Source organism: Campylobacter hyointestinalis subsp. hyointestinalis, from assembly GCF_013372145.1.
Lineage (GTDB): Bacteria > Campylobacterota > Campylobacteria > Campylobacterales > Campylobacteraceae > Campylobacter > Campylobacter hyointestinalis.
In genome coordinates this window covers 433,326-454,331 of the sequence record NZ_CP053827.1, presented here as the reverse complement: position 1 = coordinate 454,331, position 21,006 = coordinate 433,326, and the positions used below count along the sequence as shown (strand labels likewise).

Sequence of the window (21,006 nt, the reverse complement as noted above, 5' to 3'; positions counted from 1 at the left end):
AAATTTTATTTTATATCTTCTTTTATAAAGTTTGTATTTTTATAAAAAGCATCTACTTCCGGATTTATTTTAACGATACTTCTTAAATATTTTTCAAAATCCATATTTTTAGTATAATTTATATAAAGTCCATCTGGATTTATGGCGCGAGAAAGTGCGACGTAAAGCTGTCCGGCTTCAAAGATATTATCTAGATTGCATACGAATTTTTCTATGCTCATACCTTGTGCTTTATGGATAGTGATCGCATATGCAAGCCTGAGCGGAAACTGCTCGAAGTCAGCCCTGACGCTTTGCAAAACATCACTATTATCTGAAATAAACTCATAAAGCTCATACTTATAAGGCTCGATTTGTATTATATCTCCATTGCTTTTTTTGATACAGATAAACTCTTTATCGTTTTTGCTCACGAAATCCACCACGACTCCTTGCTCACCGTTGTGGTATTCGCCCCATTTATTTGTGATAAACATAACTTTTGCACCGATTTTTAACTCAAGTTCATAAGGTAAATTTATATTTTGTACCCATTTATCAAACACTTCATCGCTTAGCCTATCATCATACACGTTTATCTTTGCACTAAAAAATTTAGAATCAGATCTTATCTCTTTTAGTCTTGCGCTATTTAGAGCATTTGCCTCGCTGTTTTTTCCAAACAAAACGCTTAGATCTTTTGGGATATCTTTTATAATCCTACTTTTTAAAAAACTTATGATCTCATCATCTAAAACACCGATTCGTATCTTTGAGAGGATGTTATAAAGCTTTATATCATTAGTTCTTTTAGAAACCAAAAGCTCAACATTTGTCAAACTTAAACTATGCCACGCACTAGCATGAAAAGCATAAGTAAGATCAAAAAGCAAACTTTCGCCTTTCTTTTTAACAGGCGGAAGCTGGTAAAAATCACCTACAAAAAGTATCTTACCGATAAATTTAGCCCAGATAAGACGTAAATTTATCATCTCTATCAGTTCGCTACTGAGCATAGAAATTTCGTCGATTATGATGAGATCGGTATTTTTCAAAATATCTTTTAGCCCAGCTAGCTTTGATTTTTGCTTCTTGTCTAAAAACTTTAACATCTCCTCATTTTGCGATATACCAAATTTAAAAAAGCTATGAACGCTAACGCCGCCGATATTTATAGCGCTTATCCCAGTACTTCCTAAGACAACTACATTTTTTTCATTTTTATTATAATGCTCTATGATTTTTTTAGTCAAGTAGCTCTTACCAACTCCACCACCACCTGTCAAAAACAAATTTGAAGTCTTTAAAATATTTAAAATTTCGTCTAACAAAATGTCCCTTATTTTTTTGATATAATTATACACAAAAACTAAAAGGAAGATATTTGAAAACGCTTGTTTTTACTATTTTTACACTTTTATTTGTCGGCTGTGCAAACAAAGCTCCAACTATTTTAAATTTAGAATACGAACAAAACGCTTCTGTTCTTAGCGAGTTTAAACCAAATTTAGATATAGGACACAAAGAGTTTTTAGATAAGCTTTTTTCAGTCTGGCAAATGAAGTCTATCAAAGAAAAAAAATCAGATCTTATGTGGGCTTTCAATACTTATAACGGCAAAAAACAGTATTTTGGCGAGAGCAAACTACCAAGAAATTTAGAATGGTTTTTAGATCAAAAACAAAACGCTAATTTTGATGAGCTAGGCACTGTTTTTAAACCTGCCATCACGCTTTCAAATACTTTAATTAGAAACTTTCCTACAAATGATAAACTATTTTTAGATCCTAAAAAAGCCGGAGAAGGATATCCATTTGATTATCTGCAAGATTCGGTAATAGGCGCTTTTCATCCGGTTATGATATCTCATTTTAGCAAAGACAAGGCTTTTGCATTTGTAAAAAGTGATGCGCTTTGGGGTTTTGTGCCTAGCAAAAACTTAAAGATTTTAAGCAAAAAAGAAGTAGATGAGTTTAAAAAATATAACTTTGGGGTTTTTGTAAAAGATAATGCGTCTATTTTAGATGACAACGGCAAATTTATGTTTTACTCAAGACTCGGCGGAGTATTTCCATATACAGACGAAAATATTACACATTTTAAATTTAACAACAAATTCGTAGTAGATAAAAAATATGCCAAAAAATTTCAATCTATAAATAATGCAAATCTAAAAAATACATTAAATGAGCTGCTCGGACAAAATTACGGCTGGGGCGGAGAAAATTACCTTAGGGATTGTTCATTATTTATAAAAGATTTCTTTGGCTCTTTTGGAATTTGGCTTCCTAGAAACTCAAAAGAACAAGGAAAAATAGGACAAATGATAGACCTAAAAAACTTAAGCAATAAAGAAAAGAAAGAGATCATTGCTAAAGTCGGTATCCCTTTTTTAAGCTTGCTTTATATGCCTGGACATATAATGATCTATGGTGGCGAAGTAGATGGAAAACTAGTAAGCGTACATGACGCTTGGGGCATACGCACAAAAGACGGCGGTAGAGCAATGATAGGAAAGGTCGCCATAACAGACCTTGAGATAGGAAAAGGATATGACGATATAGATGAAAAGTCTCTACTACTATCAAAAATAACGTCTTTAAATACGATAATCGATAAAAATATATTATCGCTTCAAAAAGCCTACGCTATAAAAGTAATAGACAATGCCGCCATTTTTGAAGACGGAAGTAGTATGATTTATGATGACGGAGTTAAAAAAGACTTTAAAGAACTACTAAAAAACCCAAGTATAAAAGATATGTTTAGCCTTGACTACAATGCTTTAAAGCCGCTTAATGAAGAGCTAATAGACGCTGGAAGAATAAGAAATAGCGAGTTTTTTTCTAAGCTATATGGTAAAAATAAAGAAGAAGTTATATCAAACTTAGTAGATGTAGTCTGGCTAAAAGATAGTGTAAATAAAAAAATAAAATTCAACGCCAAATTCGGAGCTGCTGCTTCACTTCAAAAAGTTAGCGACGAGTTAAACGAACTGATAAAAAAAGATCCAAATTTGCTAAAGTATATAGACAATATAGCAGGAACTTTCAACTATAGAAATATAGCAAAAACAGACCAGCTATCAGCTCACAGCTGGGGTATAGCCATAGATATAAATGTTGCTAACAGTCATTATTGGCAATGGCATAAAGAATATAAAAATCTAATCCCAAAAGAGATAGTGTATGTTTTCGAAAAGAATGGATTTATATGGGGTGGAAGATGGGAACACTTTGATACTATGCATTTTGAATATCGCCCGGAGCTAACGGGCGATAACGATTATTAAGGGAGGAAATTTTATCAGTCTTGTCTAAAACGACTAGCAGTCGGGATATCTAGATCATCAGAGCTTGGTATATTTATATCATAACCAGAAGCCCTTCTATACATACCAAAAATATTTTGTTCTTTTTTCTCTACGACTATTTCAGGTTCTTTTACCGGTTGTGCTACTGCTGATGTTTTATCGTAAAATCCAGTAGCAACTAAAGTCACTTGAACTTTTCCTTCTTCCATATTTTCATCAGCAAGAGTTCCAAAGAAAATATCGGCGTCTTGATCCGCATTTTCTTCTATCATAACCATAGCTTCGCTTATATCACTCATAGGGCAACTTGGATGGAATTTAAAGTGAACTAGAACTCCCATAGCGCCTTTTATATTCATATCATCAAGTAGCGGAGATTGGATAGCGTTTTTAAGCGCTTCTTGAGCTGCTTCTTCGCCCTGTGCTTCGCCTACGCCCATAAGAGATAAGCCTCTATGACTCATAGCAGTTCTAACATCGGCAAAGTCAAGATTTATATCGCTTGTACCTGAATTTAAAACTATAGAACTCATACCGCTCACCGCACGTGCTAAAATATTATCAACTTGTTTAAAGCTATCTTTTATACCGGCTTTTTTATCTATTATGCCCATCAATTTTTGATTTGGTATGATAACTATGCTATCACATTCTTTTTTAAGCTCTTCTATACCTTCTAGTGCTAGTCTCATTCTTTTTTTGCCCTCAAAAGAAAACGGAGTAGTCACAACAGCGACCGTAAGCGCTCCTATCTCTTTTGCGGCTTGAGCTATAACAGGAGCCGCTCCAGTACCAGTACCGCCGCCAAAACCAGAGGCTATAAATACTATATCTGAGTACTCAAGCGTAGTCTTGATCTCTTCGTAACTCTCAAGAGCAGCTTCTTTGCCTACCTCAGGTAACATTCCAGCCCCCAAACCTCTTGTTTTTTTCTCGCCTAACTGTATCCTAGTAGTAGCCGAGGAGCTATCTAAAGCTTGAGCGTCTGTGTTGGCTGCTATAAGATCGACTGTTTTCATACCGTCTTGGTTATTTATACCTTCTCTTACTATATGATTGATCATATTGCCGCCGCCGCCGCCCACTCCGACGACTTTAATCTTTGCACCATAAACGTTTTTGTTTTCTTCGACTATAAAATCGCTCATCATATCTCCCTTATTTTAGAACAGATTTTTTAAATAATTAACAAATTTAGAAAAAGGATTTATACTGCTTTTTATTGTATTCGCAGTAGCTTTTTTATCCAAACTAACACTCTCTATCTTTAGATCTAAATTCTCATAATTTTGAGTTTTTGTGTTTATCTCATCTTCCTTTTCGTCTACTTTAATAAAATTTTTCTCACGCTCATCATCCATCTCTTTAATAGAAATAAGCCCTTGATATTTTACCAATGGATCATCTTTATATCTCAGCTTTCTCTCAGAATCTATCTCATAAGGAGTAAAATATCCAGCTCCATATAGACAAAGTCCTATAGCACATGAATTCGCAGGATCTCTAAGCACATCAACTAACCCATCTAGCTCTTTTGGTTTTGCAACACGCACAGGCATGCTATCAAACACGGCAGAAGCTAGCTCCCTAAGACCTTCGAGTTTTGTCATTCCACCAGTCAAGACAACTCCAGCTCCTGCTAAGTCTTTATAATTGCTCTCGCTAAGCATTTTAGCAAGTATCATAAGAGTCTCTTCTACGCGCATATAGATAACTTTTGTTATCACGCTTATATCGACTTCGTGAGATGAGTTTTCATCGCCAAGATCAGGTAGTACTATAAGCTCATTTTCTTGATTTTTTAAAGTTCCATATTTTACTTTTATATCTTCTGCTACAGTTGGGGGAGTATGTAAGATAGTAGATAGATCTATAGTTATATTTGATGAACCGACACCTAAAAATTCATTATATCTTATAGAATTTCCAGAATGAATGACCATATTACAACTAGCTCCACCCATATCTATAAGTACGGCGCCGAGAGATTTTTCATCTTCGTTTAACGTAGCTATGGCAGATGCGTAACCAGAGAGTACGACATTATCCGCTTTTAATCCTGCTTTTTCTATAGCTTTTCTTAAATTCATAAGTGCTGATTTTTGAACTACTATTATGTGAGCTTGAACTTCAAGCCTAGAGCCGTTCATACCAAGCGGATCTTCTATGTTATCTTGCTCATCTATCTTAAAATTATACGGAAGCGTATGGATAATCTCATAATCGTGAGGTATCTTGACTTTATACTCAGCAGAACTTATAGCACGTTCAATTTGTTTTATATTAACTTCACGCTCTGGTATATTTATAACATCTTTGCAGTCGATATTTTTTGCATCTTTACCAGATATAGAAACTACAACTTTATCATATCTAGTTCCAGCTATTCTCATAACGTCATTGACTGCTGCTTTAATAGAGTTTGATGCTAATTCTATATTTGTGATAGAACCTTTTTTAAGTCCTTGGGCTTTTACTGTTCCTATACCGATTATTTTTACAGAGTTATCTGCTCTGGTGCTATTTTGCTCGCATTCTGCCATCACAGCACAAACTTGAGTAGATCCAATATCTATACCAAGTATCTTAGTTCCCACAATATTACCTTCTATAATATAATTCTACATCATAACGTTTTTGCAACGTATCTAATAGATCTTGTTGCAATTGACCGTTTTTGATAGCACCCATATTTTGAACCAGCAGACTGTTATATTCTTTTAATTTGTCACTATTAAGCAATTCTTGTTCCAAAATAGTATATACAACCGCCTTTCCATCGAGCATAACATAGCCTTTTTTGTTTTGAGATTCAAATAACTTCATAGCAAAACTTAGGAATTCAGTCTCACTAAGTCCATCAACGCTTTTTCTGCTATCTCTAGTGATAAACCCTATATCCTTACCATTAAAGTTTTCTAAAGCCTTTTTGGCTTTTTCTTCAAGTTTTTCTCTGATTTTCATTTCTTCATAGGTTTTTAAAACCTCGCTCCTAGCATTTTCATAACTCATAACTTCTGGTCTAACGACTTTTTGAAGCTTGATTATCAAAAATCCATCTTTATACTCAAAAGGTTTTAAAACTTCACCTACTTGCGCTTTAGCAAGCTCGTTTATAGGGAAATTTTGAGTATCTTCAAATATCTTCATAGACTCAGTAGCGTTACTTTCACCTTTTTTTATTTTCAGATACTCTTCAAGGGCAAATTTTCTACTGTTTTTCAGCATATAGTCTTTCTTTACAGACTCCAAAGCTTCTTCAAAACTCAAAAGCTTATCCGCGCTATCGCGGTAATTTCCTCTATTATCCTCAAAAAACGCCATTAAAACCGTCTCATTTACATCTAAATTTAAATTTGGCATGTATTTTGTATCCAAAAAATATTCTGTTTTTGTAAGGTATTTGTTTTTGTCTTTTTCCCATAATTTCTTTAGCTCATTTTCATCTATAGCAATATCATTATTGCTAGCTTTTACGATCTGCAAAGAAACTCTGTCTTTCATAAAATAACTTGAAGAAAGCATCTCTAGATCAGACGTTGTCGCTTTTAAATTTAGCGCATCAAACATTTTATTTAGTAAAATCTTATTTTTTAGACCGTTTTCATAATCTTTTGGTGTTATTCTAGCTCTTCTTAGGGTTTCTTCATATCTATTTTTATCAAATTTACCATCTACTTGAAAACTCTTATCATTCATCAAATAAGCTATAATATCTTGGTTATTTGCATCCAATCCAAGCTCATCAGCGTAATTTAAAAATAAATTCTCTCTTATGATTTTATCAAGCGCTATTTTATCTAAGCCCATTTCTTCAGCTTGTTCTGCGCTAAATTTACCCTCTGATAAACTGGCGTAATAATTATATAAATCGCTATAAGTTTGCTGGAATTCTTGGACGCTTATATTTCTGTTTCCTACTTTTGCCACCGAAGTCGCTCTGTTGCTGTTTAAATCATACGCTCCCCAACCTACAAATCCGGCTCCGACAAACGCTATAGTACTTACCCAAATAGTGATAACCAAATACTTTTTATGCTTTTGCATCCAAGTGATCATAATTTTCCTTTTTTAAATGACAATATACGATAAAATATTATCTAAGTTTGTGTTTAAAATACCTTAAAATCAACTGCTAAAATTAAATTTTGTAAAATTTTACAAACTTTTTTACTAAATTTATTTACTACATAAATTTGTACGCATAGCTTAACAGTTTGCAGCTGTTTTCTAGCAATGCTACGGTTTTTGCGAGATTGTAAGCAGTTCTTTCATAAACATATACTCCATAGCCTTTTATTACTATAACGTTAGTCTTTTTATCTACCATATATCTACAAATTTCAGATGGCGCTCTTTCATACCAATCATCAAATTGCTTAGGATCATAGACGAAAATATTATCAAATTTCATAGCACCAAAGTAGTCTCTTGGCTCTATACTTGTATGTTCCAAACTATAAGCAGTCAGATACGGCGGCATAGCGTAACAGATGTATTTTGCTTCTCCTATATTTTTATAAATATTTTGATGGATATCGCTATCTATACTAGCATCATTCCAACGATAATCTTTCTTTGAAAAAAGTAGAGTTAGATCATCATCGCTAAGCCCGTCAAATATAGCATCTTTTTTGTTTATTATAAACTGGTTATGTTCTATCCTAGCTGAGATAGAGCCGTGAAAAACGCCAAAAAAGTTCTTTTTAAACATAGATCCAGATATCTTTTTTATCTCGTTCATGGAGTATTCTATATTCATTTATGCTCCGATTTTTATTGTCATTATAACACAACAAATTTTATAACAACTTTATTAAATTTATGATAGGATAACAAATTTAATCAAAATAAAAATAAGGATAGGTTTTTGAAATCTCCACATATACCGGTTTTACTAAATGAAGTTCTAGACTCATTTAAAGAGATAAAAAGCGGAATTATACTTGATTGTACTTTAGGTTATGGTGGACATAGTGAAGCTATCTTAAGATCAAATCCAAATTTAAAAATCATAGCTTGTGACAGAGATGATGACGCGCTGAACTTTTGCTATGAAAAATTCAGACCATACAAAGGCAGGATAGAGATACACAAAAGCACTTTTGGAACTATCTTTGAAAAAATAGAAACTAATGGTATCAAAGGGATCTTAGCAGATATCGGAGTTAGCTCATTGCAGCTAGATCTAAACGAGAGGGGTTTTAGTACAAATAGTGATGCTCTTGATATGAGAATGGATAAATCACAAACTTTTGACGCAAAAGAGCTGATAAACTCATACTCGCTCGATGAATTAACAAGAATTTTTTATAAATACGGCGAACTTCCAAATGCAAAAAGCATAGCGACAAAGATAGTAGCTTATAGACAAAAATCCAAAATAACAAGCGCAAAAGAGCTAGCAAGCATCATCGGACGCTCAAATTTAAAAAATCGCTCTGTTTTGGTAGCTACGCTAGTATTTCAAGCAATTAGAATAGAAGTAAATAAAGAGCTAAACGAGCTAGAAAATTTACTCAAACATATAGAAGATTCCAAGATCAAAGACGCCGTTTTAGATATCATAACGTTTCATTCTTTAGAAGATAAGATAGTAAAAACTAAATTCAAAGAGTGGGAAAAAAGCTGTATATGCCCAAACTCCGCTCTAAGATGTGAATGTGGAAACAATCACGCCATAGGAAAAATAATAACAAAAAAACCGCTAACCGCGTCAGAACAAGAGCTGCAAACAAACTCTAGAAGCAGCTGTGCTAAGCTTAGAACTTTTAGAATTCTGAGGCAAAAATGAACGACAAAGAGCAACTATTACAAAGCCACGACGAGTACCAAAAAACTGAGCATAATCTAAGCGTAAGATCACTTTTTACCGCGTATTTAATCGTACTTTTGATACTTGCAGTAGCGCTTCCTAAAATTTATATCGCAAATGAAATTTACTACACTAGTCGCGATATAGCCGAACTAAGAAATAAATTAAATGTGCTTTTAGAAGAAAATAAAGAGCTAAAATCCAAACTAGAAAAGATAAGGTACAAAAATCAGATAATAGACAATATGAGTTATTAATGTGGCTTTATAAATTTATAAAAACTTACGATCCTGCAAATTTCGGACTTACGTATGCATTAAAAGCCTCTATTTCTATGCTGCTTTGCGGTATTTTATCATACTATTTTTTTGGTATGGATGGCGCTATTTTTGCTACAAACGCTTCAATGTCTATATTTTTTATAAACTCGCTCGATGGAACAAACTTTACAAAACTAAAATATTTATACTTATACATAGCCATTTCAGCTCTGTTTCTTCCATTTGTTAAAATCGCTTACGATATAGGCTGGCTTCTGATCGTACCGACGTTTATTTGGATGTTTTTTGTAGGTATAAGCTCTCTATTTAACCAAAACTTAAATAAAGTTTTAAGCATAGCAAACATAACTGGATTAGTAGCTCTCATCGTCCAAAGTAGTGGATATTTTGAGCTACAAAACTCACTCTTCGGACTTGTTTTAGGCGGATTTATCGCCTCATTTATGAGAACCTTACACATAGGAACTTATGGTAAATTTACTAAAAAAACATACAATTTACTACTTGATGATGTTATAAAAATGAGTCAAAATTTATTTGATACAAAAGAATTTGATGGATTAACAACAAAATGCGGCGACCATATAGACGCTATAAAAAAGATATTTGCAAACAAAAGTGCGAGTATAAAAGATGAGCGTATCATCATACATCATTCAAAATCCATATTTTATCTTTATAAGATAGAAGATATATTTCACTCTTTGATATCTCTTAAAAGATATTTTATAAAAATCAAAGACGACAAGCTTTTAAAAGATGTACAAAACGAGATCATTTTAAATTTAACCGAGCTAAAAAATATCTTTCAAGATAAAAAAGTAAATATAACAAAAAATGCTTTTGAGACAGTAAAACAGTCAAATTTTAGTATATTTGCCGCTTCTTTAAGCGTACTTTATAATAAATTTAAGCTGATAAAAGACGGCGGCGAGGACAATATAGTTTTGGACAAAAAGCCAAAAAAGAGCCTAAAACAAATTTATAAAGAGATAAATTTCAAAAATGATACAGTTAGGAACTCTTTTAGGCTAGCTCTTAGTGTAGCTATCGCCATACTTATCGCAGAACTTACAAAGATAGATCATGGAGTTTGGATAGCTATAGGAGTTTTGAGCGTCAGCAGAGCAAGCTCATATATGACAAAAGTTGTTGGCTTTGACAATATCAAAGGCGCTCTTATAGGGGTTTGTCTAGGATTAGTCATCATATATTTTTTAAAATCAACGCTTCTATTTTTAGTGATAGTTTTGTTTTTTGTATTTTTAACATTTTACCTAAAAATATTTCCGACCATATACTTTTCATCTGCTTTTATGACCACTTTTGTGCTTGTATTTTCCGTCATAAAAACGGATTTTTTAGAGCTGATCATATACCGAGTTACAGATGTTTTGATAGGATTTTTAGTTGCATTTGGTGTTAGTTTTATATTTTTTAGAAAGATAGGAGAGCAAAAGCTCACTTCAAATTTACTTTTAGTCACGCTTAGCTTGAGCAAACTAACTGCTTGTCTTATACACAAAAACGGAAATTTCGCAACTTATGAAAAAGCAGTACTAAAAGATCTAAACACTTATAAACAAGCTGTATTAGAAGGTGATAAAAGAGATTATTCTGGGTTTAAAGCTTCTTTAGAGATCTATAAAAATCTAAGCGAGATAAACAGTTTGATCATAAATTTAAAAGACTATATAAAGCTTCTAAAACATAGCGGTTGGAATGGTTCTATGACCTTTACATCTGATATCAATATCATAAAAACGAGGTTTGAGATGATAGAAAAGAAGGTAAATAAACTACCGTATTATTTTTATGACACGTTAGACGACAAAGTCATATCCGAAGATAAAAAAATAATATATCTGATCAAACTCATAGCAGACAGACAAAATAAGATCGCAAATTTAGTATAATCAAGCGCTGCTAACACTTAACACGAGTTGGTCTAGGACATACTTTTCTAAATCTTTTTTAGGTATCTCTTTTTTTATGGCTTCATTGTATATGATTTCTATTTTTTGAGAGTATTTGTCATACGGAAAGTATGGAAAATGAACCTTCCACGCTCTCATTATAAGCTCTTTACTCATACTTTTTCTAGCCCAAATTTTAAAATAATCAAATCCAACAAAAACAAGCGCTGTGATTATCATCGTGCAGATTATAGAGAAGTGAAAATCTATCTTTTCAAAAATTTCGTGAAAAACAACAACTATAAAAGATAAAAATATAAAGCATAAAATCGAGTATAAAGCATAAAATCTACCATATCTAAATCTAAAATTTAGTTTAGACGGATCTACTAGCATTCCTTCATTGAACAATGAATTTGCTTCTAATAAGTCTTTAAATAAAACCGGCTGTCTAGAGACTACGAACATTTTTTTAAATATCAATTCTTTTATTTTGCTGATCATTTCTTTCACTCTAATTCGTTTTTTAGTCTTATATTATATCAAAAATAAGTCAAATATTGCTAAAATAACGCAAATTTTATATAGGAGCAAAAATATGGCAGCCCCAGTAACCTCAAAAATAGTCTATTTAAAAGGACAATTTTTAGATAAGGATGATGCTAAAGTCAGCATTTTGGATCGTGGTTTTGTATTTGGCGATGGGATTTATGAAGTAGTGCCTATCGTAAATTCAAAACTAGTAGATAAAGAGGAATTTTGGGAAAGATTTCAAAGAAGCTTATCACAAATAGAACTAGAACTTCCTATGAAAAAAGATGAATTTGAACAGATCCTTTATACTCTTATAGAAAAAAACCAGCTCAAAGAAGGTGGCGCTTATATGCAGCTCACTCGCGGCGTCGCAGATAGAGAGTTTAAATTTGTCAAAGGCTTAGAGCCAACTTTAGTAGCGTACGTCTATGAAACGAAGATCTTTGATAATGAGTACGCGAACAAAGGCATTAAGATCATAAGTACTCCAGATATTAGATGGAAAAGAAGAGATATAAAATCGATATCTCTTTTAGCGCAATGCTACGCTAAAAACGAAGCTTATAAAGCAGGTGCTTACGAATGTTTTATGACTGAAGACGGCTTCGTAACAGAAGCTAGTAGTAGTAGTGCATTTATCATTAAAAATGATACTTTGATAACAAAACCTCTTTCAAACGAGATATTACCCGGAATTCGTAGAAAAAATTTACTAAATCTAGCAGGTCTTATCGGACTTAAAGTAGAGCAAAGAAAATTTACTATGGATGAAGTTTATGACGCAGATGAAGTATTTATCAGCGCTGCTACGCTTATACTCTTACCAGTTATCAAAGCTGATGGTAAGCTGATCGGTGATGGAAAGATAGGCAAATACGCTCCAAAACTAAGAGAGCTTTACGCAAATAAGCTAAAAAAAGAGGCTGGGCTTATTTAAAAAATATCGCCCTATTTAAGGGCGATACCTACCTTATATCAAGTTTTAAATTTATTTAGATTTTCTTCCAAGCTTAAAGATACGTTTTTCAAACTTCCAGATACTTGTATAAACTCACTAGCAAGTTTTGCATTGTCTTCTAAAAGAGAGACGGAAATTTCAGTTTGTTCTAGTAGCTTTTCTATATTTACATTTATGTCAACGCTTTTATTTGCGACTTTTGTAGCTAGTTTCATGGACTGCGACGTAGTTTCTTGAGTAGAGCGAGCTTGGCTCATTAACTCATTTGCTTCATCACTTAAGATAGATATATCTTTTGCATTTTCATTTAAAAGCACTCCTAGTTCACGCACTGCATTTATCATACCTTGAGCATTTGAGTCTATGTCTTTTAAAGAGTCATTGGTTCTCTCGGCTAAAATCCTTACTTCTTCTGCAACTACTGCAAATCCTCTACCCATATCTCCAGCGCGAGCTGCTTCGATAGCCGCATTTAGAGCAAGTAAATTCGTCTGATCAGCCACTTCGCCTATCACGTCTAAAACCTTTCTCATATCTTCAGTCTGTTTAACGACTAGATTTGTTCTCTCGGCTATCTCTTGTTCTTTTACATTTGACGCGTTTAAATTCTCCACTACTTGATTAAGAGAGCTTATCATATTTTCTAGCTCATCGTAGGATTTTTTATTTGCATCTGCTGCTTTTTGAGCTATACTTTTAGAGTCGTCAAGCTCACTACTAACAAGCTTACTTATATCATAAGATGTTTTAGCTCCGGTTTTTCCAGCTTCAGCGCTATTTGAAAGCATTCCGGCGTTTTTATTTAAATTCTCTGTTTCGTCTTCAACGCTCTTAGCACAATCTTTTGTTATATTTACCGTATTTTGAATTTTTTCTATAAACGTATTTATATTTTTACAAGTCCTTCCTATCTCGTCGTCATTTTTCACAGCGATCCTAGCGCTTAGATCTCCGTCTCCACTAGCTAGATCTTTTGCTTTTAAAAGCAGCTCAGCTATAGGTCTTATAACAACTTTTCTAAGAGTAAATAGTACTACTAACGTAGTTATAATAAGAGAAAAAGCAAAAATGCTTAGAAATACCATACTTTTATTTTGTAAATTTGCGTCTATGGTATTGAATGAATAAGAAAGATCCATAACTCCTAACACATCTCCTTCTTTGGACGTACCGTGACATGCCAAACACTCTGTTTTTGCAACAAGAGGAGTAACCAGCCTAAGAGTGTGATCTTCTTCATTTTTTATATCAAAACTTTGTGCCTTTGGTTTTTCGAATTGTTTTTTGATATATTCGTCTTTTGGGGTTACTTTATCTAGCCCAAAAGACTCAGCTAACTCATCAGATCTATATATTTTTATCGAAGATACGCCTTCTATATCTCCAGCGTCTTTGATGGCTTTGCTTATTATAGCCGGATCACCGGTGTTCATAGATGCTTGAACCGTCTGAAATATAGACTTACTTAACATATCTAAATTCTGCTTTACAATCTGCATTGTCGAGCTGTTAAACTGACTGACGATAACAAACTGCATGATGACAAAGCTGATAAACAAAACTGCGATCATGCTAAAAGCTATCTTTTTACCGATGGTATCAATTCTCATAATAGCGAGCCTTTATTAAAAATTTGATTTTCAATCATACACTAAAAAACTTAAATAAAACATAAAATGAAACTAGACAATTTTTATCTTTAAAACCCTTTGTATTCTTATCTCAGGCTATTTTTTACCTCATCACTAGCCATACTTATATCCCAAGCCGGTTCCCAGACTAAATTTATCTCACACTCGTTTGCAACTCTCAAAACAGCCTCTTCTACCCAGCTTAAAATCAGCTCGTGTAAGGGACAAGACCGAGTAGATAAAGTCATAGTAACGACAGCCTTTTTATCACTAACATCCACACCATAGATCAGCCCTAAAGATACAATATCAAAGCCAATTTCTGGATCTATTACTTTTCTTAATTCATCATAAATTTCGTCTTTCATAACTTAGCTCCAAATTTAATATATCTTAAAAAATTTATCATATTTGCAAATACACATATAGCGCTTATCAAAATAAATATAATAGCAATATACTTTAAGCCAAACATCCAAAAGAGCACTCCAAATAAATTTAAAATAAGAGCCGCGTAAGCAAAATATTTTAAAACCATATCTTCAAGCATAGGTACTTTTATCTTACCTACAAATTTCGATATATAATGGTACCATATCAAAAACGGCATTATTTTATATATGTGCGCTGTTATAAATGGATACAAAAATCCATATAATAGGCAAAATATCGCCTCTTCAAGCAGATTAAATTTAAACAATACAACCGCTAATATCAAATTTAAAAAGCTAAAATATAGATTTGAACTCCAAACGTTCAAAGCCTTTCTAACTCTATTTTTAAGTATCAAATAACATTGAAGTATAAACATCAAAAAAGCTGCCAAAAATGCAAAAACAGACTCATACGGATAAATAAAAATAAGCGCAAATCCAAATATATACAAACTTGCACTACAATAATAAAAACCAAAATTAACATTATGTGCTAAACTAAACATAGGAAGCAAAACACTAGACGCTCCAAGCAGTACAAAAAATATAAAACCAAATACAAAATATAAATGCAACCTAAGCATCATCAAATAATCAAACTCAAACCCTCCAAATAGCGTCATTACAAGCAACAATCCAACGCTTATACCAAGTAGAAATAAGATCGAAGATACAAAAAAACAAAAAGCAGAAAAACTTTTAAATTTTGCTCCGATGAATGTAAAAAAGTAACACATTCCAAAATACAACAAACCAATATATAATAAAATTCCGCCGATATAGATTAAATTTGATTTACCAACAAGCATTCCGACTAAAAATATACTTAGCCCAAAAAGATAAATAAACACATTTTGATAAGCACCTTTTAAGCTAAAAAACGGCCTTTCTAACACAACAGAAGTTAGCTGATAAATAGATCCGATGATGATGCTGATGACAAATCCTATAAAATACGTATGAAAAAATGCAGCCGTTTTTAGATCAGTAAGTATGCTAAAATCAGCCCACAAAAGAGCTACTAGACTAAATATAGCAAAACATATACTTATGATAAAATACGCTCCAACTAGCTTAAAAGGCGGTGCAAACGTATTTAATAGCTTTGCCATTAGTAAGTCGTGCCTTTTGCAAATGAACCACAAGTATCATCTATACGCTCGTATTTAGCTTCATCTTTAAGACTAAATACCAACTTCACTTTACCATCTTCTAAATTCTCATTAGTGTAATCAAACATATCTTCTATTTTTGGTATAAGTCCAACTGGAAATTTATGGTTTATCATCACTACTTTTATGTTTTTATCTTTCACTAAATTTAACGCCGCAGAAGCATTTACCATGGGACCTGGAGGCGTACAAGATGAGCTGTCAAAGCCTATAAAAATAGTTCCATTTTCACTTTTTTTATAAAAACTAACAGTCGTACCATCTAGCTCAAACTGTTCCCAGCCCTCAAAATAGTTTTTCATATTTATGTCCTTATTTTAAATTTAAGAAAATTATAATCCGAGTTTTGTAAATAATAATTGACGATAATCAACGCCAAATCCATAGCACCGGTAAATTTTATAAAGTAAAAAATAAAAAAGGTGGATTAAATTTATAAGTAATATTTATAAATTTATAAAAAGAGCCGGAGGAGTACCGGCTTATTTTTTATAAAAATTAGTGTAAAAAGTGTCTGATACCAGTAAAGTACATACTCATACCAGACTCATCAGCCGCAGCTATAACGTCTTCATCGCGTATACTACCGCCTGGTTGTATGACATTTTTAACGCCTACTTTGCTAGCTATCTCTATGCTATCTCTAAATGGAAAAAAAGCTTCGCTTGCAAGTGAAGAGCCTGTTAGATCTATACCCATATCGTGAGCTTTTGCCACTGCTGCCCTAGCTGCGTCCACTCTACTTGTCATACCCATACCTATAGCTAAAAGCGTAGCGTCTTTTACATAAACTACACAGTTTGATTTTGTAAGCGCAGCTATCTTCCATGCGATCTTTAAGTCGTTTAGCTCGCTAACGTCAGCTTGTTTTTTGGTTACTAACTTTGCATTAGTAACTTCATCATCCTTCACATAATCTTTTTCTTGGAACACAAAACCGCCATCTATATGCTTAAAATCCCATTTATCGCCTGAGAGGACAAGGTATTTGTTATTTTGAGTAAAGATCTTTGTACGCTTTTTATCGCTATAAATTTCTAAAACACCATCTTCGACATTTGCAGCGATAATGACTTCTATAAATATCTCTTTAGTCTTAAGTGCAAGCTCTTTGGTAAGAGTTCCATTTATCGCTACGACTCCGCCAAATGCACTCACAGGGTCACATTTCAAAGCTTTTTCATAGCTATCTAAAACATCTTTACCGATAGCAAAACCACAAGGATTTGCGTGTTTGCAGATAGCCACCGCAGGAGCGTCGCCAAAGCTACTAGCGATAGAAACAGCTGAGTTGATATCTGTCATATTGTTGAAACTTGCTTCGCCTTTTAACTGAGTAAAGTTTAAACTCAAAAAGCTATCAAACTCGTAAGCAGCGCCTTTTTGGTGAGGATTTTCGCCATATCTGCACTCAAACACTTTTGAGCCGCTTATAAATCTTTTTTCGCCAAAACCGCTTTTAAATCTATCGTTCATATAGTTTGCTATCATAGAGTCATAACTAGCGGTGTGCTCGAACGCCTTTATCATCATATCTAGTCTAAACTCGTAGCTATCACTACCATTTTTTAGAGCTTCTAAAACCGCGTCATAGTCATTTACGTCCGTTACGATAATGACGTCTTTAAAGTTTTTCGCCGCGCTTCTTACCATAGCAGGGCCGCCAATGTCAATATTTTCGATGATTTCACCAAAATCATCAGTGCGGATAGTAGTCTCTTTAAACGGATATAAATTTACGCAAACTAAATCTATAGCGCCTATACCGAAATCACCTGCTTGTTTTACGTGGTTAGCGTCATCTCTTTTATGTAAAATTCCGCCGTGAATTTTTGGATGCAAAGTCTTTACGCGACCCTCAAACATCTCAGGACTTTTGGTATAATCACTGACTTCAACCACTTTTAAATTTGCTTCTTTTAATACTTTATAAGTTCCACCGGTACTCAAAATCTCAAAACCTAAGCTTTCAAGTCCTTTTGCAAAATGCTCGATCCCGCTTTTATCGCTCACACTGATAAGCGCTCTCATAAATCTCTCCTTTTTTAAATTTAATATCTATTTTTCAAATTTAGCTTTTAAAACTGCATAAGCTTCATTTATCTCTTGAAGTCTCTTTGTAGCGTTACTAATAACTTTTTCGTCCGCTCCTGCTAAGAAATCTGGATGATTTTGTTTAGCAAGTTTTCTATACTGTTTTTTTATCTCATCAAAACTGGCGTCTTTGTTAATTTCTAAGATCTTATAAGGATCTAAATCATTAGTATTTTTATATCTTAGCTCAAATTCAGTTCCAAACTTAGTAAAAAGTTGTTCACAAAGATCATTGCCTAGCCCAAAACCATCGCAAATTTGGATCAATGTTTTTCTTTCACTATCACTAAACTCACCATCTATATAAGCTAAATTTAAAAAGAACACAACCAAATTTATACAAGTCTGCTCTTTTAAATTTAAAAGCGTTTTATACTCAAGAGCTATATCAAATGCTTTAGTTTTACTGTCTTTTTCTTGTGTATAAATTTGTTTTAACTCATATCTGATACTATCATTACCGAGTTTTGAGCAGATATCGTCTAAAACCAAAGTGATATATGAAGCTTCTGTTTTATCTACTATACCGTCACTTTTTGCTACTTTTGCCAAAAGCCTGATCAAAAATTTAGCGTCAAGTAGCGCAAAATTCTTAGGTGTTGCAGGCTTCGAAAGATACCCTTTACTTAAAGCATAAAATAAAATGATAGCAGCCAAAAAGACGAGAAGAATATTCATTATTCTTCACTCTTTATGATAGAAACAAACTCATCAAAATAAATTTTTCTCATCTCTTCTAAGCTTAAATTTATATCGTCTAACTCAAATTTATCTTTGTTGGTTAAGCCGATTTTTTGAATTTCAACTCCAAATTTAGCAGCTAAAAGCTCAAACTTAGCCTCATCTTTTACGCCTACGATAGATCTTGAGAAACTCTCATCAAAGTTATATCTAGTATCTTTAAAGTTTGTTTTTCCGACAAATCCAAATCCGCTAACAGCGCTCATTTTAGCCAAAGTTATAGCCACACCACCAACACCAATAGAGTTCGCGAACTCTAAAATTCCGCTTTTATTTGCCTCTATGACAAGATCCCAAAGAGCTCTCTCAGCTTTAAAATCAATATCCTTTAGCTCTCCACCACAAACGTTATAAATGGCTTTCATATAAAGACTTCCGCCAAATTCCCCTGTTGTTTTACCTAAAAGATAAACTGGTGTATTTTCTTTAGTAAAAATACTAGTCAAATTCCTATTTACATCATCATTTACGCCCACAGTTACGATAGCTGGAGTTGGCTGAACACTCACTCCATCAGTTTCATTATAAAGGCTAACATTTCCACTGACTACTGGCGTATTTAAGGCTTTACACGCTTCTTTTATGCCCTCGCAACCATTTGCGAACTGCCACATAACCTCAGGATTTTGCGGGTTTCCATAGTTTAAACAATCTGTTATAGCTAGAGGAGTGGCGCCACTCATAGCAACTTTTCTACCGCTTGCAGCTACTGCGGCGGCGGCCCCGATTTTAGGATTTACATAGTTATGTCTGGTATTACACTCAGCGCCCATACTTATAGCTCTGTTCGTACCTTTTATCCTTATACTAGATGCGCCTAGAAATCCCGGTTTTTTGATAGTGTTTGTACCTACGTTGGCGTCGTATTGATCATAAATAAAAGATTTATTAGAAATATTTGGATCTTTTAATAGCTTTATAAAAGCGTCGTTATTGTCAAATTTAGGATAATCCTCTAGTTTAATATTTTTTATCTCATCAAGATAAGCCGGTTTTTTCGTAGGACGATCAAGAATAGGAGCGGCCTCGCTAAGCGGATTTACCGGGATATTTCCTACTAGTTCTCCATGCCAAAATAGCTCCATAATACCGCTATTTGTCACTTCCCCTACTATTTCAGCACTTAGATCCCATTTGGCAAATATAGCTTTTATCTGCTCTTCACAACCTTTTTTAGCACAGATCAGCATTCTTTCTTGACTTTCACTAAGCATAAGCTCATAAGGAGTCATTCCCTCTTCTCTCATAGGAACTTTATCAAGATACATTTTCATACCGCTTCTGCTACGTCCTGCCATCTCAAAACTACTTGAAGTAAGTCCTGCTGCGCCCATATCTTGGATACCTACTACGTAGTCGTACTTAAATAGCTCTAAACAAGCCTCCATAAGAAGTTTTTCGGCAAATGGATCTCCTACTTGAACAGTCGGACGTAGGCTTTTGTTTTCTTCATTAAAACTATCGCTTGCCATAACTGCACCACCTAGCCCGTCACGACCTGTTTTTGAGCCTACATACATAACTGGATTGCCCTCGCCCTCAGCCTTACCGTAAAATATCTCATCACTTTTACAAAGTCCTAGCGCAAAAGCATTTACCAAGATATTTCCATTGAAACTCTCATCAAAAGTAGTCTCGCCGCCCACTGTAGGAACTCCCATACAGTTACCATAGTGACTTATACCACTTACAACACCTTTTACGAGATATCTTTGATGTTTATTTATCTTGCTCTTACCTTTGATATCGCCAAATCTAAGTGAGTTTAGACTAGCCTCGACTCTAGCTCCCATAGTAAAAACATCTCTAAAGATACCACCTACTCCAGTCGCAGCTCCTTGATAAGGCTCGATGAAGCTAGGATGATTGTGACTCTCCATCTTAAACACGGCTGCTACGCCATCACCGCAGTCTATAACTCCGGCATTTTCGCCAGGTCCTTGCAAAACCCAAGGAGCTTTAGTCGGAAAACCGTTTAGGTATTTTTTACTCGATTTATAACTACAATGCTCGCTCCACATCGCAGAAAATATACCAAGCTCAAGTAGGTTTGGTTCACGGCCTAGAATTTCTAATATCTTAGTATATTCAGCGTCGCTTATTTTGTGTGCTTTTATCGTTTTTTCATCCATATTGCT

At 33.9% G+C, this 21,006-nt stretch carries 17 protein-coding genes and 2 pseudogenes; 5 read left to right on the top strand and 14 right to left on the bottom strand.

The genetic code is table 11. The annotated features are described in order from the left end of the window. Positions 1–5 precede the first annotated feature (5 nt). Complete coding sequence (locus CHHT_RS02455) at positions 6–1,310, bottom strand: ATP-dependent DNA helicase (RefSeq protein WP_034963517.1); 1,305 nt, start codon at positions 1,308–1,310, stop codon at positions 6–8. A 53-nt stretch (positions 1,311–1,363) separates the two neighbouring features. On the opposite strand from CHHT_RS02455, the gene CHHT_RS02450 reads away from it, so the two are divergent. After that, entirely contained in the window at positions 1,364–3,271 is a 1,908-nt protein-coding gene (locus CHHT_RS02450) for a bifunctional C40 family peptidase/M15 family metallopeptidase (protein WP_034963515.1), read from the top strand. A 14-nt stretch (positions 3,272–3,285) separates the two neighbouring features. Here the strand turns inward: CHHT_RS02450 and ftsZ are convergent, their stop codons facing one another. The 4 genes from ftsZ to CHHT_RS02430 form a co-directional block, all read right to left on the bottom strand. After that, a complete protein-coding gene (gene ftsZ, locus CHHT_RS02445; RefSeq protein WP_034963513.1) occupies positions 3,286–4,440 on the bottom strand; it encodes a cell division protein FtsZ in 1,155 nt (384 codons plus the stop codon). A 15-nt stretch (positions 4,441–4,455) separates the two neighbouring features. Continuing rightward, positions 4,456–5,889 carry a cell division protein FtsA gene (gene ftsA / locus CHHT_RS02440; RefSeq protein WP_034963511.1) on the bottom strand — a complete coding sequence of 478 codons (1,434 nt, stop codon included), beginning with the start codon at positions 5,887–5,889 and terminating at the stop codon, positions 4,456–4,458. Between the two features lie 4 nt (positions 5,890–5,893). Continuing rightward, entirely contained in the window at positions 5,894–7,351 is a 1,458-nt protein-coding gene (locus CHHT_RS02435; protein ID WP_034963509.1) for a peptidylprolyl isomerase, read from the bottom strand. Between the two features lie 127 nt (positions 7,352–7,478). Continuing rightward, positions 7,479–8,054 carry a class II aldolase and adducin N-terminal domain-containing protein gene (locus CHHT_RS02430; RefSeq protein ID WP_034963507.1) on the bottom strand — a complete coding sequence of 192 codons (576 nt, stop codon included), beginning with the start codon at positions 8,052–8,054 and terminating at the stop codon, positions 7,479–7,481. Between the two features lie 108 nt (positions 8,055–8,162). On the opposite strand from CHHT_RS02430, the gene rsmH reads away from it, so the two are divergent. From rsmH to CHHT_RS02415, 3 genes are read left to right on the top strand one after another with little or no spacing between them, the layout of a single operon-like run. Then, positions 8,163–9,086 (top strand): 16S rRNA (cytosine(1402)-N(4))-methyltransferase RsmH, encoded by a 924-nt coding sequence (gene rsmH / locus CHHT_RS02425; protein WP_034963505.1) that lies wholly within the window; start codon positions 8,163–8,165, stop codon positions 9,084–9,086. Then, on the top strand, positions 9,083–9,364 hold the full coding sequence (locus tag CHHT_RS02420; protein WP_034963503.1) for a hypothetical protein: 282 nt from the start codon (positions 9,083–9,085) through the stop codon (positions 9,362–9,364). The genes rsmH and CHHT_RS02420 overlap by 4 nt, the downstream gene beginning before the upstream one ends. Beyond that, a complete protein-coding gene (locus CHHT_RS02415) occupies positions 9,364–11,304 on the top strand; it encodes an FUSC family protein (RefSeq protein ID WP_034963501.1) in 1,941 nt (646 codons plus the stop codon). The genes CHHT_RS02420 and CHHT_RS02415 overlap by 1 nt, the downstream gene beginning before the upstream one ends. Here CHHT_RS02415 and CHHT_RS02410 read toward each other — a convergent pair whose 3' ends face one another. Then, entirely contained in the window at positions 11,305–11,808 is a 504-nt protein-coding gene (locus CHHT_RS02410; protein WP_034963564.1) for a hypothetical protein, read from the bottom strand. A 94-nt stretch (positions 11,809–11,902) separates the two neighbouring features. Between CHHT_RS02410 and CHHT_RS02405 the strand changes: the two genes are divergently transcribed. Further along, positions 11,903–12,775, top strand: a complete 873-nt coding sequence (locus CHHT_RS02405; protein ID WP_034963500.1) for a D-amino-acid transaminase — start codon at positions 11,903–11,905, stop codon at positions 12,773–12,775. Positions 12,776–12,813: 38 nt separating this feature from the next. Here the strand turns inward: CHHT_RS02405 and CHHT_RS09385 are convergent. The 8 genes and pseudogenes from CHHT_RS09385 to purL all read right to left on the bottom strand — a co-directional run. Continuing rightward, a pseudogene (locus CHHT_RS09385) lies at positions 12,814–13,425 on the bottom strand (methyl-accepting chemotaxis protein); the annotation flags it as partial. Positions 13,426–13,671: 246 nt separating this feature from the next. After that, positions 13,672–14,268 (bottom strand): annotated as a pseudogene (locus CHHT_RS09380) (HAMP domain-containing protein); the annotation flags it as partial. A gap of 245 nt (positions 14,269–14,513) precedes the next feature. Further along, positions 14,514–14,795 (bottom strand): metal-sulfur cluster assembly factor, encoded by a 282-nt coding sequence (locus CHHT_RS02395; RefSeq protein ID WP_034963496.1) that lies wholly within the window; start codon positions 14,793–14,795, stop codon positions 14,514–14,516. Continuing rightward, positions 14,792–15,973 carry a hypothetical protein gene (locus CHHT_RS02390; protein ID WP_034963493.1) on the bottom strand — a complete coding sequence of 394 codons (1,182 nt, stop codon included), beginning with the start codon at positions 15,971–15,973 and terminating at the stop codon, positions 14,792–14,794. Before CHHT_RS02390 ends, CHHT_RS02395 begins: the two co-directional genes overlap by 4 nt. Continuing rightward, positions 15,973–16,335, bottom strand: coding sequence for a hypothetical protein (locus CHHT_RS02385; protein WP_034963491.1), 363 nt, complete (start codon positions 16,333–16,335; stop codon positions 15,973–15,975). Before CHHT_RS02385 ends, CHHT_RS02390 begins: the two co-directional genes overlap by 1 nt. A 196-nt stretch (positions 16,336–16,531) precedes the next feature. After that, a complete protein-coding gene (gene purH / locus CHHT_RS02380; protein WP_059427495.1) occupies positions 16,532–18,064 on the bottom strand; it encodes a bifunctional phosphoribosylaminoimidazolecarboxamide formyltransferase/IMP cyclohydrolase in 1,533 nt (510 codons plus the stop codon). Positions 18,065–18,091: 27 nt separating this feature from the next. Next, positions 18,092–18,805 carry a DnaJ domain-containing protein gene (locus CHHT_RS02375; RefSeq protein WP_034963489.1) on the bottom strand — a complete coding sequence of 238 codons (714 nt, stop codon included), beginning with the start codon at positions 18,803–18,805 and terminating at the stop codon, positions 18,092–18,094. After that, the gene (purL, locus tag CHHT_RS02370; RefSeq protein ID WP_034963487.1) at positions 18,805–21,000 is read right to left on the bottom strand and encodes a phosphoribosylformylglycinamidine synthase subunit PurL; all 2,196 of its coding nucleotides are present in this window, start codon (positions 20,998–21,000) and stop codon (positions 18,805–18,807) included. The genes CHHT_RS02375 and purL overlap by 1 nt, the downstream gene beginning before the upstream one ends. Positions 21,001–21,006: the final 6 nt, after the last annotated feature.

Excerpts from the sequence above, each read along its gene's own strand:
- ftsZ (WP_034963513.1), bottom strand. The coding sequence starts at position 4,440 with ATGAGCGATTTTATAGTCGAAGAAAACAAAAACGTTTATGGTGCAAAG.
- CHHT_RS02435 (WP_034963509.1), bottom strand. The coding sequence starts at position 7,351 with ATGATCACTTGGATGCAAAAGCATAAAAAGTATTTGGTTATCACTATT.
- CHHT_RS02430 (WP_034963507.1), bottom strand. The coding sequence starts at position 8,054 with ATGAATATAGAATACTCCATGAACGAGATAAAAAAGATATCTGGATCT.
- CHHT_RS02420 (WP_034963503.1), top strand. The coding sequence starts at position 9,083 with ATGAACGACAAAGAGCAACTATTACAAAGCCACGACGAGTACCAAAAA.
- CHHT_RS02415 (WP_034963501.1), top strand. The coding sequence starts at position 9,364 with ATGTGGCTTTATAAATTTATAAAAACTTACGATCCTGCAAATTTCGGA.
- CHHT_RS02410 (WP_034963564.1), bottom strand. The coding sequence starts at position 11,808 with ATGATCAGCAAAATAAAAGAATTGATATTTAAAAAAATGTTCGTAGTC.
- CHHT_RS02405 (WP_034963500.1), top strand. The coding sequence starts at position 11,903 with ATGGCAGCCCCAGTAACCTCAAAAATAGTCTATTTAAAAGGACAATTT.
- CHHT_RS02395 (WP_034963496.1), bottom strand. The coding sequence starts at position 14,795 with ATGAAAGACGAAATTTATGATGAATTAAGAAAAGTAATAGATCCAGAA.
- CHHT_RS02390 (WP_034963493.1), bottom strand. The coding sequence starts at position 15,973 with ATGGCAAAGCTATTAAATACGTTTGCACCGCCTTTTAAGCTAGTTGGA.
- CHHT_RS02385 (WP_034963491.1), bottom strand. The coding sequence starts at position 16,335 with ATGAAAAACTATTTTGAGGGCTGGGAACAGTTTGAGCTAGATGGTACG.
- purH (WP_059427495.1), bottom strand. The coding sequence starts at position 18,064 with ATGAGAGCGCTTATCAGTGTGAGCGATAAAAGCGGGATCGAGCATTTT.
- CHHT_RS02375 (WP_034963489.1), bottom strand. The coding sequence starts at position 18,805 with ATGAATATTCTTCTCGTCTTTTTGGCTGCTATCATTTTATTTTATGCT.
- purL (WP_034963487.1), bottom strand. The coding sequence starts at position 21,000 with ATGGATGAAAAAACGATAAAAGCACACAAAATAAGCGACGCTGAATAT.